Here is a 15,294-nt window from a genome sequence, read left to right on the forward strand (position 1 = left end):
CCAAATATAGTTAATTCAGGAGGAAAAAAAGCAAACAATGAGGACAATAGCTACTATAATCCTCCTTGCATTATTTTCACAATCCTTACTTTTTATGTGAGGTCATGGTAGTTTTTTTTCGTTTACCATTTCCCGCTTTTCCACCAAATTCCCTATTCCCTCTATAGTTTTTCCTTGATTTCTCTTGTACCTTTATTTTAGGCTTACTGGCATATCGCGGTGTCTCGGAAGTTAACTGAACAGGAACATTCCTCTGTTCCTTCGACAACAATTTCAAGGCAACTGAAACTAATTCAATCGAATCGTACTGATCGAGCAATTCGCTTGCTGCACGTTTAAACTGGTTGTACTGCTCCTCTTCTACCATTTGAATCATCTTTTCTACTGCGGCTTGCTGTATAGACTCCCTTGCCTCTGCTATCGTCGGTATTGATTTGCGCTGGATATTTCCTTTCGAGGCTTTTTCAATATTGCGGATCTGTCCGGTTTCCCTTGGTGTAGCAAATGTAATAGCTAAACCTGTTTTTCCTGCTCTCCCCGTTCGTCCGATTCGGTGAACATAACTTTCCGGGTCTTGAGGAATGTCAAAATTGTAGACGTGGGTAACTCCTGATACATCAATTCCCCTCGCAGCCACATCGGTCGCCACTAAAATATCAATGTTTCCCTCACGAAATTTATTCATCACAACATCTCGCTGTCGCTGATTTAAATCTCCGTGCAATCCATCAGCAAGATACCCTCTTTTATTCAATGCATCACTTAATTCATCCACGCGTCGTTTTGTTCTTCCAAAAATCACGGCTAATTCTGGGTTATCTACGTCTAGAAGACGGCAAAGCACTTCAAATTTATCCCGTTCATTAACCTCGTAATAAATTTGCTTTACAGTTGGAGAGGTAACTTCCTTTGCTTTCATCCTTACTAACTCTGGATCGTTCATAAACCTTTCTGCAAGATTTTGAATCGGTTTAGGCATGGTTGCGGAGAACAGCAAGGTTTGTTTTTCTTCAGGGGTCTCTTTTAGGATTCGTTCGATATCCTCCAGAAAGCCCATATCTAACATTTCATCAGCTTCATCCAAAACCACCAATGAGATGCGGTCTAATTTTAGCGTTTTACGTTTAATGTGGTCTAAAAGTCTTCCGGGTGTACCCGTAATAATGTGAGGTCCCTTTTTTAATGCCTTAATTTGGCGATCTATCGACTGCCCTCCATAAATAGGGAGAGAGGTTATGCCCATGTATTTCGCCAGTCGATTGATCTCTTCTGAAACCTGAATAGCTAATTCTCTCGTAGGTGCAATTGCAATCGCCTGAACATATTTTTTGCTCGTATCCACTTTCTCCAAGATCGGTATGGCGAAGGCAGCCGTCTTTCCGGTACCTGTTTGTGCTTGACCAATAATGTCCTTCCCCGACAAAGCTATGGGAATGGCTTTCTCTTGTATAGGAGATGCTTCTTCAAATCCCATATCCGTAATCGCTCTTTTAATGGGCTCACTAATGCCCAATTCCTTAAATGTTGTCATACCCAAAAACCCCTTCTATGCGTTTACTATTTTTTATATTAGACTAAACTCCTTGATTGAATGCACATCTATATTGATTTTAAAAGCTAATTAGGTAAGTAAGGCATCCACCTCTCGGTTGCAAGGGAAATAAAGACAATAGGCATCATCACGTTTGATATAAAAGTGTCGACGCATCCCACTGTATGTGACCTGCCAAAAAAGAATATTGTTTTCAAGAAATACGTATTTTTCATAGATTTCCAATCATCTTCTACCAAACAAGAAGTAAAGAAAAAACAAGCAATTTTACAATTATAATCTGGGGATACCCTGATTTTGTTTTAAAATAAAAAACAGACTCTTAAATAGAAGTCTGTCCTTATTCGTTCTTCTTATAATTAAGCTTTATGGACGTTTGAAGCTTGGGGTCCGCGTTGACCTTGCTCTACGTCAAAAGTAACCTCTTGACCTTCTTCAAGTGATTTATATCCTTCGCCTTGGATCGCTGAGAAATGAACGAATACATCGTCTCCACCTTCACGTTCAATGAATCCGAAACCTTTTTCGCTGTTAAACCATTTTACTTTACCTTTTTCCACTTTTAGTTGCCTCCTATTGTGTAAATTGCACACAATTGTTGATGGATTGAAACATGACCAAGATATCTTGGTATGGTCATATTATTACCTTGAAGAATGAAAGTTTATTCAGTATATATGTTTAATACGAAACCATCCAAGAATGATGGTTATAAATTTGGACTTGTTTTACTGCTTTTTATCCACTAAAAAATGGCATATAATAAAAGAGGAGCTAATTAATACTTTGATGTAGTGTGACCCTGCATCTAGTAATAAGGTTGGCTTTCTTTTACTTTATACTGTATAAAATTTTTAAATAACCCATTTTAAAAGTACAAAGAGCGCCAAAAGCTTGGAACCTTTTACTGTCAACTGCCATCCTTTCCCCATAACTTGGTAGTTCTATTCTTTTTATTCGCTAAAAAAACACCCATTTTTCATGAGCGTTTCTTCCAGATTTCCTCAAACGTTCGTAAAAGAAATTTAAATAATTAAATGGATCAGATTGTAGAATTAATAAAGAGGTTAATGCTCTAAAGGTGTGTTGGAGAAGTTGAATGTCTCTGAAAAGATTTACTTTTAATAATAAACATATTTCTATAAAATTCAGAACACTTCCGGGAGATATAATACATTTTTCTTAAATTACCTTAACAGAAACTTTTTATTTGATTTTCAGTAATCCCTTTAATTAATCCCAGTTCACTAATCAAAAATTCATGTGCGTTATCTAACATTTTTTTTTCGCTTGTATTAAGTGCTTTTTCTTTCTTCATACGCATTAAATCACGTACAACTTCAGTACATTCTTGTATTTTACCCGTTTTTATTTTGTCCGTGTTCACTTTATACCTTTGTTTCCACGGCAGTAATCTATCTGATTCTCCCTGATGAAAAATGCTTATGATGTGTTTTAATGCAGTTATGTCAGTAACAGGGCGTATTCTTGAACTCATTATTTCACCCGTAGGAATCATGACTTGCATATTACCGATTAACATTTTTATGACATAATACTGTTGTTTTTCCCCTGAGATTTCCTTTTCTTCTATGGCTTTAATTATACCTGCTCCGTGCATTGGATAAACAATGTTATCGCCTATTTGAAACAAATAATCCACCTCCATATATGGTAACCTTTTTAACCTTAACATATAAATTATTTTTAATCAAATTTTTAATAATATCATAATTTTATTTTTATTGTCAACTACTTTTTTCATTAAAAATCAAAAAAAGCAAAAACAATAGGATTCGTGTTGAATTACCAATAAAGGACAGGTTAATTTCCCAAAAGGAATCTCAGTTCTTTGTTAAATATTATCTTCAAATTCTCTTTGGCTCAATTATTATTTCTTTCATATTAGCTTTAATTTCTGAAAAAGGCTTATTGAGAAAGATAGTATTAGGTTTTATTGCTTTAGCTGTTGTATTTATTGTTCTATTTTTTATAATAATGGGCGTTCTTTGGAATAAACCATGAATTTACTCCAAGTGGACTTAACGCTTTTTATAATAGTTTCTTGATTTCTAAACAAATAAGGAAATCAGCTTTCTTTCATTGAGCTTTACCAAGGAGTGATTACAAAACATTTGACTTCTTCCCCTTTTTTCCTTTTTCCTGATACAAATAAAAATCTCACCTTCCTTCAGAAAGTGAGACTTTTTACATGATTATTAGATTCGATCGTTGTTTACCTTACCGGAGAGACTTCCTCCCCTTGGTAAATCCGAAACGCTGGAACAATCGTATCCGATACAATTTCTTTTCCTTTTTCCCGGATGAATTCCAATTTATAATAGGCCTCAAATCTTTGGCTGATTTCCGTTTTCACCAGTTCAGGCGGAGTCACGACGATGAATTGGAACTTCAACTTTTCAGCAACTGCGAAGATCGGGTCAAGAACATGTGCGGATGCAGCTTGACCGAACGGATTATCACACACTAACGGAACCCAGCTTTGATCGGTCTCACTTTTCACGGATAATAACATCATCATCATCACCATACGAGCCGATAACTTTTGCCCGCCGCTGCCATCCGATTTCGTCCGAGAACCCTGATTAATCGTCTGCCAGGTTGAATAGTGCTCCCTTTGCGGCTTTCCGTACATAAAGGCATTATCCGTCCGCATATTATAGACAAGCAGTTCAGGATATCGATTCCGCAGTGAGACAAATAAAATTTGCTCATCACTAATCAGCTGTTTGATTTCTTGGTCTAAGGCCTGATTCCCATCATCAATCACATCAAATTGTTTCGTTATTTTATTAATCGCTGCAACAAAATGCTGCTTTAATAATGGTTCGATATCTTCAGCTTTTTTCGGTAAGATATCTTCTTTTAGCTGAACGAGAGGAAAGGAACCTCGTTCATTTTTCAGCTTCATTTTTGCAATCATCGAACGAATGGCCTCTGAAATGCTCATCACTTTCATGCTGGCACGGCTGGCCCAGAAGCTTTGAGCGTTCTCTGCCCTTTCTTTATCTAGTTCTAATTGCTCCAATCCACTTTGTGAAAAACGCTTCATGTTTTTCACGATGGTTTGGATATGTGCATAATGCCTTGTATCCAGATGATCGAGTGTGGTTAGGACCTCATTTTTAAAGCGGATCTCCCAATCTTTTCCCTCAATCGCAAGCTTTAAATTACGCAAGGATTGTTCGATTTTCGCATGTTTTTCTTGACCTTCGTCCTGAATCGCTTGATGTTCTTCACACCAGGATAGGATCCCTGCTTTTCCTTGGCTGTTAATTCTTTCAACATCCTCGTCCGTAAAGGCTGCCGCTTCCTCCTTAAGGATAACGGATAAGGTTAATAAATCTCCTTCATATCCCGTAATTTTCGTTTCTGTTTCTTTTTGGCGCTTCTCCGCCTTCTTTATTTCGTCTTTCGCTAATTTTGTTTGGTCTTTAATTTCTACTTCCTTAATCTCTAAATCGAGGTCTTCCCATGCTTCAGGCTGTTTCTCATGCTTTTCGATCTTTTTACCTAACTTGCCGCGCTGTTCGGCTGCAAGCTTTAAGGAGGTTTCGGCTACGGTTACAGCCGTCCCTTGTTCCCGTTCCTCTTTTTCCGCTGCCTTCGCTTCCTTTTGTGCGGTTTGCTGCATATTTTCTAATATACTAATCGGTTCCTCTGGTTCTGGAGCTTGATTCCATTCCTTATTTTGCGAATCGAGTTTCTTTTCTAATTTCTTTTGCTGCTTTTGCTCGGTTTCTTTTCTTGCTTGAATCACAAGTAATTCTCTCGCCTGTTCTTCCTTAGACTTTTGCAGCTGTTTTAACTCTTGTATACTTCCATTGATCTCTTCTAATAAATGTGGGGATAGACTCGGAACCTCTTCACTAAGATCCGCTTTTTCATCAGCAGGATAAGCCGACCCTTCTATAAAAAAGCTAATCTCTTTGATATTTTGTTCGATTGAAAGTTTCCATTCCAGATACGTTTGATTCCACTTGTTTTGCAGAGCAACGATGTCTTGGTGCTCTTTAACAATCTCTTGCTGCTCGGAGCTAAAGGCATCCTTTTGTTTCTCTTTCTCTAGTTTCACCCGTTTATTTTCTTGATATTGGGTCTTTTCTTGGTCAAACAGCTCTAATTTCTCAACATTTTTTGAAAGCTTGCCTATCTTTCGCTTCGTCGTTTCCAGCTGATCTTTGAGCTGAAGCTGTAATTCTTTTTCTTTAGCTTCCTGTGTGGTGATTTCCTGTAATTTCGATTTCTTAGAAAGAAGGGCATTCTGTTCTTGATGGAGTGCTCTTTCGATATCACTCGATAACTCGCCTGATAAAAAACGATCCATTTCTTTTAAAATACGACGGTAGGAGTCTTCTGTTTTTTCAATTTCGTTGAGAGTATCTTTCTTTTCGTCTATTTGTTTAGCAATCTTTATTTTCCAATTAGTAAATAGGTTTTTATCAGTTAACAGCTCTCTCTCGGTTCCGTTGATAATCACAAAGGATAACTGCTGATTTTCACGGTTCATTTCTTCACGCAAGAAAATGGGAACAGGGCTTTTAAACATCCTGCCTGAAAGGACCTGCTGATTAATTTTTTGCCATTGATGCTGGCTGACGACCAGACCGTATGGAAGAAGCGGATAGTTCAAAAGATAGTTATTCATTTCCTCCGTACTTAGTGATTGCAGAAACTGAGTTCCATAAAAGACATCAATTCCCGTCTTCTCATCGATCCATTCCTTTAATTCCTTCACATCTTTATTGGCAATCCAGAAATGCTCATCATTTAAGGAATGGTCGAGTTGGGTTTCCCACAGATCTTTTTTAATTTGTTCCCCTTGTTCCCGGTTGTCTACTAGCATCTCTTCAATCTGGATGACATACTTCGAAAGAAGCGAATGAGTAAACGGCGCTGTGACATCATCTAATAAACCATGCAGCCTATCTAATAGTTTCGATTCTTTCTGCTTTTGCGCTTCATTGGCAGCCTGTAATTCTTCACATTTTTCTTCTGAAAATTGAATGGATTGGACAAGTGTCCCATGTGAGGTGGCAAGCTGATTTTGCTTTTCACTAGATTCTTTCTCTTTTGCTTGCAGCTCCTCTAACGTTACCTGCTTGTCTTCAATTTGTTTTTGAAGGTAATCGACGAGTCCCTTTAAATCATAGGTTAAACGGTCGCCAAATTCTTTGACCAGTGCCGCTTCCTTCGATTCAAAGTTATGTATATCCGTATAGATATAATCAATTTCTGTACTAAGCTGCGCAATGTCTTTTGTCTTTTGTTTATCCTGGCGCGACAGCTCCGTTCCTTTTTTAGTAAGAAACTTTTGATACCCAGCGTACTGCTTAACTGCTTCTTGAATGGAGAGATAGGAATGTTCCCATTGCGCCCTTGCTTCTTTTTTGATTTCATCCATTCTTTGATTCACTTGCTCTAAACCGCTATTTTGTTCCAATTTCTCGATTTGCTGTGAAAGCGAGCGGATGCTCTGTTCGTTTTCAAACCACTCTTTCAATAAAAGTTGAAACGAGTATTGATCTTTTCGTTCCTGTTTTTCTTTCACAATCTCTTGTAAAGACGTATGCTTGGTTCGTTCTTCGGCTAATTTCTTTTCCCAATCCATTACTTCTCTGTGCGCTTTTGCATACTCTAAGTTGTCTTTTTGGAAACGTAAATCTGCCTGCCTTACGATTAATTTTTCAATTTCTTTTTCTAAAGTAAGCAGTGCTTCCTCTTCCGTTTGTTTCAAATGCTCTAAAGCCCCCAGCAGCTGTCTGCCAGTCTTTATACTTTCCTGAACAATTTCTTTATGTTCTACCCCTTTAGCAAGGTGCGCTTCAAATGGGACAATGTCTTCTAAAAACTCTTTATGGGCTTGCTCTCTTTTTAACAGAACAGGCAGGTCCTTCGCGATACTTGCCTGGCTTTTGAAAATCTCCACAAGATCGTTCTTTTGATGTTCGGTTCGATGCAACACTTGACTAACGGTCGGAATAATTCTTTTTTGAAACAGGGAAAAATCATCCTCCGCTCCTTCAAAATATTTCCCAACGCCTCCTTCATCCTTGTTGATGTCCTTCATAATATCCCAATCTTTACGGTTAATTCCGTATGTATCAAGGATGCGATAGTGCTTTTTCGTATCTCGGTAAACGTCATATCCATTCCATTTCAAATAATCCTTCAAGCTCTCGGTTTCAGCCACCTCATCATTTTCAAAGAGTGGAATATGCTCAAGTGCTGCCTCTTCTTTCCGGTCAAATTCTCTTGTATAAAAAGTAATATTAGGAAGGATCTTTGCTTCTTGTTCCAATGTCTTACTATCATTTCCACTTTCTTCACTCATCGAAATCCGCTGTTCAGCTGAGAACATTCCTCCTGTCACCAAATGCCTGCGGTCAGCACCGTCCAATTCCCATTGAATCAGGACATGAAAGGTGTAAGGAATAAATTGTTCTTTATTGTTAAAAAAGAACTGCTGATAATATCGGTTATTTTGTTTTCCCCATGAAGTACCAGGTTTCAGTATCTGAAAAATCGTTTGCAGGAACACACCTTTCCCGCCCCCGTTCATCATCGCAATGAGGCCATTTGTCGATGTCTCCTCATTATGGAAATTAAAAGTCGTATCTTTGTATTGCTTTTGCATGCCATCATACTTGAGGCCGACAATTCTAATTCTGTGGATTTTCGGCATGCTCATCCTCCTCTGAAGTCATTAACTGTTTAAATAATTCATAACGGTCATAATCGTGATACAAGTATTCAATTCGCTCAAAAAGCTCTTGTTTGGGAATCGCCTTTGGAATATCGTCGCGGTCAAGGATGACAATTAATCCTTCCGTCTCTAATAAACGCATCGCACCGGCAATTAACCCAATTCTGGTTCGCCGATTGCCTTTTTTAACACCATAATCGTCCGTGTCGACCTCCATGTATTTCCAGGTGGTCACCACATCTTTCATATCAATCCGTTCTTCTTCCCCAAAAGAAGGCTTCGTTTTAAGGATGCTATCCCAACTCATGATAAGATCGTTCACTTGCCGCTCTAACGCGTAATAGCTGATCCCTTCCCGCTTGGTGCGGATTTTTGCCGCCTGGTTGCGGTCGATCGCCGCCAAAAACGACATAATGACAACGCTCATCAGATGAAAGTGTTTCTTCGTTTCGACTTGCCGATGTTTATCTTTCAAATGAGTAAAATTCGTGGCAAAGACGGAACCGGTTGGCTGGACCACCAATTGGATCCGCTTGGGTGATTCAATGATATAGGTACCAGATTCGTCCGCTAATAAGAGAACGGTCTGTCTCACTTCCGGATGAAAATAAGCCTGGAAATGTTCACTATTCTCGTCGATTACTTTGTCTTTTAATAGAGTAAAATAGACGGCCGACGCCTGTTTAATTGTTTCTGCATTCATACTTTCTCCTCCTGTACACATATTTTAAAAGGAGTGATTTTCATTCTGTACCAAGTGAAAGGCTCCGCTCGATGATCAAAGGATGTGAAAATCTTAGAGCCTTCAAACACTTGAAATTGCGGATACTCCATCATTAGTTTATAAAGAAGGATTTCCCTTTCATCACTTAAGGTATCTTCCTTTCGATGCAGCACCTGAACCTTCAGCGGCTTTTTATCAAACATCATCCATAAATCAATCGTTTCAGATTCTTCAAACCATAAATCCTGCACTTCTAATGGCAGTTCTTCTAAATCAGCCAATGAAAACTCCCCGGATGTTTGCAGAAATTGAAAAACATAACTCCAGGCCTTAATAACAGAGTCCCAGTTGGTTACACGCTGGCGAGTAATGCTTTCTTCGACCTCATCTTCGATTACGATGTCCGCATTTAGAGTTTCGTTCAATTCCTGTTCACCCCAAATCCAATCGAGCGGCAAAATAAACTCATTCTTCGGTGAAAATAAAGGCGAAAGCACCCGTTCTATTTCATTAAACCCTTGAACCCCTTCCCTCAGGAACCAATTTTCATAAAAATGCTCACGGAAGGAAACCAGGCTGTTTTCCCAGAACAAGGAAGGGTTTTCCGCTTTTAATTTCATCTCATAGGAGATATTTTGAATCACCAATTTAGCAAAACGATCATGCAATTGCCTGGTATGGCCAATTTTTTCTTGAAGAAGAATCAGTTCCTTCTGAATATAATCATCTTCTTCGTTCCTTCGTTTTGTTTTTTCGATCATGCTAGTGATCGTACGGAAGTGGTTTTTTTCTTCTTCAAATTGCTTTTCAATTTCCACACGATTGTCAGCCCGCTGCCATTCTTCTTCAATCAATAAGATTTTGGGATTGTTAATCATTTCCTTCTGGAAGGTAAATTCATTAGCCATCAGGCGGTTTACTCGTGAAATGAGGTGATCGAGGTTTCGCGTAGCTTTGCGGAAATTACCATTTTTAATCAGCTGCATACTATAGAGCTGCTCAATGGTGATGGAGAACTCCTCCGCCATTTCCCTGCTCATAAAAATCATTTCTTGCGCAACATCCGTCAGTTTATAAACAATCGATCCGCCCATCTCTAGATTGGTATATAATTCATCCATTGCAACATAGCGGAAAGTCTGCGTTTCCCAGGATTGTTTGATTTCATCATAATAGAAGGCTTCAAACGGTCTACTATACTCTTCTTTTCCCTGATATAAAAGCCCGCTTGTAATCCGTTCAATCTGTTTTTCGTCTGCTAAAAGCCTCATTTGTTTGATCGAATCTTGCACCATATACTTGATATCCGCTTTGCGCCGATGATCATCATCATTTAATTCCCGATAAAAGATAGTGAGGAGCACTTGCATGAGAATGGTTTGAATATAAGGTTTCAACTCCCCTACTTCCATTCCCCTCCCAAGTTCAAATAATGGATTTAGCCGCTGCAGTCGCTTGCCAAATCCTTCCCATGACTCGTTCACATCCATCTCCTCCATGATTCGATTGTCAACACTTCTTGAGCAATCCGTTTATTTTCCTGCCATAATTGATGTAATATCGCTTGCTCGTCGTCAGTAAACCATTGAAAAAATGGATCACGGTATTGGGTGTTTTGTGTTTGGCCCGCTTTCTGGTCATTTCTTTGTTCGAGACATTCTAGCATTTTGCGATAGATTTTTAAGGCCGGCTGAATACAGCAATCTGGATACTTTTCGATCAAGCGAATAAGAATAGCATATCCTGCAGCATCTAAATCTCCGGCATAATAAAATAGGTAAGGTTTAGCTGGAAACATCCGAAAGAAAAAGGAAAAGCTCCGTTCAATCTTCGTTCCTTCCCCATAGATGATCAGTTCTGGTTCATAATCAAGTTCATTTGCTTCCAATAATTTAATGGAAGTATGGAAGAAAGATAGATTTTCCACAATCAGAACCCGCTGAATATCTTTGAGTTCTTTCCCTTGTTTAATCCAGAATACAAAAGGCTCCCCGTAGTTCACCATTTTAAGCTGCTCTTCTGATACCCCAATTCTAGCTAAAAAGCCTTTTCCTTCAGGAAAACTATCTCCATCTAGTAAGAATTTTTCATGGCCAAAGAGCTCGAGGCTTCTTTCTTCAACGGATACGGTTTCCCGTTCCTGACTGGACTTTAGAAAGGTATATAGATTTTGGATTCGGCTCCATTCCTCTTCTGTTTGCCATTCGGGATGACGTTCATAATAGGAAAAATCAAACAAGTCTCCTAATTTCATCATCGCGAGACGATCCCATTTGACTGCCTGAACTTTCATATTGACCCAGTAGTATAAGGCAAGCGCTGGCGTTCTTCCATTGTATTGATGATTTTGAATCGGGGTCAGCTGTCCTTCTGCCTGCAATGCTTCGATTGTCCGATAGAACAACGTATAACCATCCATTTCAAAATAATCATCCAACCGCTTGCGCAACTGAATTTCTAAATCATTAATATTGATTTTCTTTTTTTGTTTAGGGTGCTGGATATCTTCAATAAAACTTCTCACCCTTGTTTCAATGATATCGATTGTAATCACCTGCTTAAATCTTTTACACTTTGAATGGATTTAATGTCTATTAATCAATTAGGACATCCTTATATTATAAACTAGTTGAGTAATTCGAGGTAAATGAAATTTTTATAGATTAATGTAATCAAAAAAAAAGGACTATCCATAAGATAGTCAAAGTTAGTATGGAAAAAGAATATGGGGGAAAGCAGCTAATTACTATATACCCGAATTTTAAAAGTTAAACCAAAAAAGCGATCATTACTTAAATAAGGAGGAAGGAATAGATACGTCCCAAGGATTGCTGCTCAACGTTGGACCGAACATCGTTTTTACTAACACCTGTCCCTGTCCCCTTGCATACCCCATTAATGAAAAGGCACCGGCAGGGGTCTCCACTTGTACATCTACTCTTACCAGACTTTTTTTTAATCCTTCCACTATCTCCCTCGCTATTGATAACTCCAATGGTTCCGGTGAGCGAATGATTAAATCCAGGTCACTTTTGGATGTTACAGTTTCCACTCCACTAGCAAGCTCGAAACCCGCACTTCCTCCGGGCCCCCATGAAAGTTTGTGGGTATTGAGTATGCCCTCTGCCAACTCCATTGCAGCGAAAACTGGGGAAGGTTTACCTTTCCACAGATCTCTTCCGGTAAGGTCTTCAGGCTTTATTTGTTTTATGACACACTGTACTGGTAAAAATGCACCGAATCTCTGGCTTCTTTCCTTCCCTCTTATACCAATGGCAACCTCCCCTCTTGGAGCATGGATCCTCCTGACCACAACAAACGGGGCTGCCTCCAAAGAAGGAAACACCCATTCAGGGAATGGAGAGTGGCTGATGATATCCTTTGGATTAATCTTTAGTAAATCATGTGGTTCTAATGCCATTGTTCTGAAAGCTTCTTCCGTACAAGTATCGAAGCTGCCCGCCCGCCTTCTCGAGCAAAAGAAGTGTGGAGTCTGCTGCTAAGATCGCTTGGACTGTTTTTGGTGTCTTCAATGGCCTCAACTAATTTACCGATGACTGCTTCACGGTCAGAAATCCCAGGGGAATCTGCGTTGATACCACCCATAAGGGCAAATAGTGCCCCTAGTTTTTCAAAGGAATGAATATCATAAGCCATGGCAGGCACTTTTTTTGTCGCTTCTTCCATTTCTTCAATCGTACGGCGTGTAATTCTAGCCGCTGATTTTTTGGACATGACATGAACATTCACACCCTCATCCTCTAGTGCGACCAGACGGTTGGCTTGCATTCCATGGGAAAGAAATGCACCCGAGATAGCCTTTCCGGGTATAAAGGCTATGACTGGATGTCCTGCTAATCTAGCAGTGGCATACGCATCAACTGCCGCAGCACATGCCTGATGAATCCCCAGAAGTTCCTCACGATAGCCGTAAGCCTGGCTTGGTACATCAACAATGGCGACAATGGCTCGCTTCTCCTGGTACCGATCCTCCTCGATCACATCCCGTACATGCTTCGCGATCATCCATCCCTGTTCAAGGCCGAATTCACCGGATCGTGCTCTTGGGAAGCGGCTAGATGGATCTGGTACCACTGCAAGGAACCGTGCAGGAATATTTCCAATAATTGAATCTGCACAAAGAACAGAAGAGATTTCACTAATAGATGGAGCCCCCTTTGTTAAGAGAGTAAACCATTTATTCCCTCTGCTTACGATCCCCTTCTCCTGAATAGGTCCTTCAAAAAAATATTCATTTAGAGTATTTTGCTCGAATTGTTTCCAAACTTGACGTGCTTTTTCTGCGTTAATGGGTTTAAAAGGATCGACCGTTTGTAAAAACGATAGATACCTTTCAACCTGTGTGCATCTTGGGGGTTTTCCGGCAGCTGTTTTGATTGAAGAAAGAATGGCCTGTTGAAAAGCTGCCATATCATCATCTACAATAAGGTCGGCAAATCCCATTGCCTTTCTTTGATTCCCGCCGATGGTATTCCAGATTAACTGACGATCCATGGAATCGAATTCCTCAATTCCCGCTTCTTGTTCGATCACCTCAGGTCCATTTAATCCAAGCCGCCCTTCACGGGTCATGATTAAGGTGCTGCATAAACCAGCCGTAATGGACATCCCGCCAAACGCTCCAATTTTCCCTGGAATCATACCAATTACCGGCACATATTCCCTAAGCGCAACAATGGCAGCTCCAATTTCTGCAATCGACAATAATCCATAGTTTGCTTCCTGCAGCCTTACGCCCCCTGTATCAAACACAATGACTGGATACACTGCTCCGCCTGCTTTATTTTCCTCCAGAGCAAGTTCCAGCGCACCGGCAATTTTAGCACCTGAGACCTCACCGATTCCTCCTCCTTGGAAATTCCCTTCTAATGAAATCACCAATAGAGAAAGACCCTGAAGTTCTCCCCTTGCAATCACCACCCCATCATCACATTGCGGGACAATGCCCTGTGGTTCCAAATGGGGTGATTCAATCCCTGTGAATGGGTCCAGTAATTCCCTATAACTGGATTCATCCAACAATGCCCGTGCCCGATCACGACCACCGCATTCAACAAAACTATTTTTCAACGTATTGAGCATCATTAGCCACCTCCAATGCTTGTGATAAACGTAATGTGACAACTCCTGGAGTTGCACCGAAATCATTAATCTTAATCATTGCGGAAACATCATGCTGTGAAAAAAATCTCTCTAAAACGTAACTCCATGTTTCTTTAAACCCCGTTGTACCAGTACGTACAATGACTTCTGTATAGGTACCATCTAAAGGTTCCATCAAAATTTCCAAATCCCCAGATCCAACCACACCCACATGTGAAACCGAATTTAATTTTTTTGTTGCAGGAAAACGAAATAGTAATTTTTCCATAATGGCTCCCTCCTTAGATACTAATAATCGTATACTTATTGAACCCCCATAAATGGCTAGTGTTATTTTCATAGAGTGAATCGAGGAAGATCGTAGCCGCAAGCAAATCCGCACTTCCGCCTGGGGATGCATTGCTCTTTATTAGGTATTTATTAAGCACCTCTAAAACCCTCCAGCCTTTCGGTGTCCAAACTCCGCCAGATTTTAGGATCTCGGAAGCAAGTTCCTTGGTAGTGGTCAAGCTTCGAGCCCCACCCCGATGTAAAATACAGGTGTCATCAAGATTTGCCATAAGGGCAATTAAGGTATTCAGCCTGCACAGGTCCTCTTTAATGCCCTTGCTCCTCGAATCATAAAGAACAGGTAAAGATATATTTCTTATATGAGGGAACCCAAGTTGTGCTTCCCCCAGTGCTCCATTCACTCCATATTTTGATTTTACTCTTTTACCATTTGTTATTTGCTGCGGCAGGTGCCTATCCTGGAAGAGGGCGAGGTTTCCTGCGGTTTTAGCAATCAGGTCCAAAGATGTCTCTCCTGGGTTCATGGCTGCGCTTGAAATAAGCAGGCCCAATGCCCAGATCGCACCTTTGTGTGTATTCACGCCCCCGGTAGCTTGGAACATATCGATTTCCCCTTGGCGCCCGATAGCAGCAACCTCTTCCCTTAATTCCTGAGAAGGAACCCTTCCATAGCTTACCTTGGCCATTTCTCTGAACGCCGGCTCTAATGATCTCGCAGATTGAATCATTAATTCTATCGACATATCCTGATGGGAACCTGTGCTCTCTTTGTCAACAAGACCTGGTTTCGGTGTCAGTTCTGCCTCTTCGATCAGCGCTTGTACTGCTAAAATGGCAAGTTTCTCTGGGTAGGTTTGTATTTTTTCCATTTGAACT

Annotated in this window: 11 protein-coding genes; all 11 read right to left on the minus strand. The window is 40.1% G+C overall.

What is annotated here, in order from left to right; all coding sequences use genetic code 11:
• Positions 1 to 85: 85 nt before the first annotated feature.
• On the minus strand, positions 86 to 1,531 hold the full coding sequence (locus GXK58_RS12255) for a DEAD/DEAH box helicase (RefSeq protein ID WP_160723169.1): 1,446 nt from the start codon (positions 1,529 to 1,531) through the stop codon (positions 86 to 88).
• 380 nt (positions 1,532 to 1,911) lie between these two features.
• On the minus strand, positions 1,912 to 2,112 hold the full coding sequence (locus GXK58_RS12260) for a cold-shock protein (RefSeq protein WP_160723171.1): 201 nt from the start codon (positions 2,110 to 2,112) through the stop codon (positions 1,912 to 1,914).
• 632 nt (positions 2,113 to 2,744) lie between these two features.
• On the minus strand, positions 2,745 to 3,206 hold the full coding sequence (locus GXK58_RS12265; protein ID WP_202171347.1) for a CarD family transcriptional regulator: 462 nt from the start codon (positions 3,204 to 3,206) through the stop codon (positions 2,745 to 2,747).
• Positions 3,207 to 3,788: 582 nt separating this feature from the next.
• A complete protein-coding gene (locus tag GXK58_RS12270) occupies positions 3,789 to 8,258 on the minus strand; it encodes a hypothetical protein (RefSeq protein ID WP_160723175.1) in 4,470 nt (1,489 codons plus the stop codon).
• Positions 8,236 to 8,982 (minus strand): DUF6063 family protein, encoded by a 747-nt coding sequence (locus GXK58_RS12275; protein WP_160723177.1) that lies wholly within the window; start codon positions 8,980 to 8,982, stop codon positions 8,236 to 8,238. The genes GXK58_RS12270 and GXK58_RS12275 overlap by 23 nt, the downstream gene beginning before the upstream one ends.
• Positions 8,979 to 10,493, minus strand: a complete 1,515-nt coding sequence (locus tag GXK58_RS12280; protein WP_237389646.1) for a hypothetical protein — start codon at positions 10,491 to 10,493, stop codon at positions 8,979 to 8,981. The genes GXK58_RS12275 and GXK58_RS12280 overlap by 4 nt, the downstream gene beginning before the upstream one ends.
• Entirely contained in the window at positions 10,484 to 11,557 is a 1,074-nt protein-coding gene (locus tag GXK58_RS12285; protein WP_160723181.1) for a Wadjet anti-phage system protein JetD domain-containing protein, read from the minus strand. Before GXK58_RS12285 ends, GXK58_RS12280 begins: the two co-directional genes overlap by 10 nt.
• Positions 11,558 to 11,791: 234 nt before the next feature.
• Complete coding sequence (locus GXK58_RS12290; protein WP_160723183.1) at positions 11,792 to 12,424, minus strand: malonate decarboxylase holo-ACP synthase; 633 nt, start codon at positions 12,422 to 12,424, stop codon at positions 11,792 to 11,794.
• Positions 12,415 to 14,106 carry a biotin-independent malonate decarboxylase subunit beta gene (locus GXK58_RS12295; RefSeq protein WP_160723354.1) on the minus strand — a complete coding sequence of 564 codons (1,692 nt, stop codon included), beginning with the start codon at positions 14,104 to 14,106 and terminating at the stop codon, positions 12,415 to 12,417. Before GXK58_RS12295 ends, GXK58_RS12290 begins: the two co-directional genes overlap by 10 nt.
• The gene (locus GXK58_RS12300) at positions 14,084 to 14,395 is read right to left on the minus strand and encodes a malonate decarboxylase subunit delta (RefSeq protein WP_160723185.1); all 312 of its coding nucleotides are present in this window, start codon (positions 14,393 to 14,395) and stop codon (positions 14,084 to 14,086) included. The genes GXK58_RS12295 and GXK58_RS12300 overlap by 23 nt, the downstream gene beginning before the upstream one ends.
• 13 nt (positions 14,396 to 14,408) lie before the next feature.
• Positions 14,409 to 15,287 (minus strand): triphosphoribosyl-dephospho-CoA synthase, encoded by an 879-nt coding sequence (locus GXK58_RS12305; RefSeq protein ID WP_160723205.1) that lies wholly within the window; start codon positions 15,285 to 15,287, stop codon positions 14,409 to 14,411.
• Between the last annotated feature and the right edge of the window lie 7 nt (positions 15,288 to 15,294).

The organism is Bacillus sp. USDA818B3_A (genome assembly GCF_009928415.1).
Lineage (GTDB): Bacteria > Bacillota > Bacilli > Bacillales > Cytobacillaceae > Neobacillus.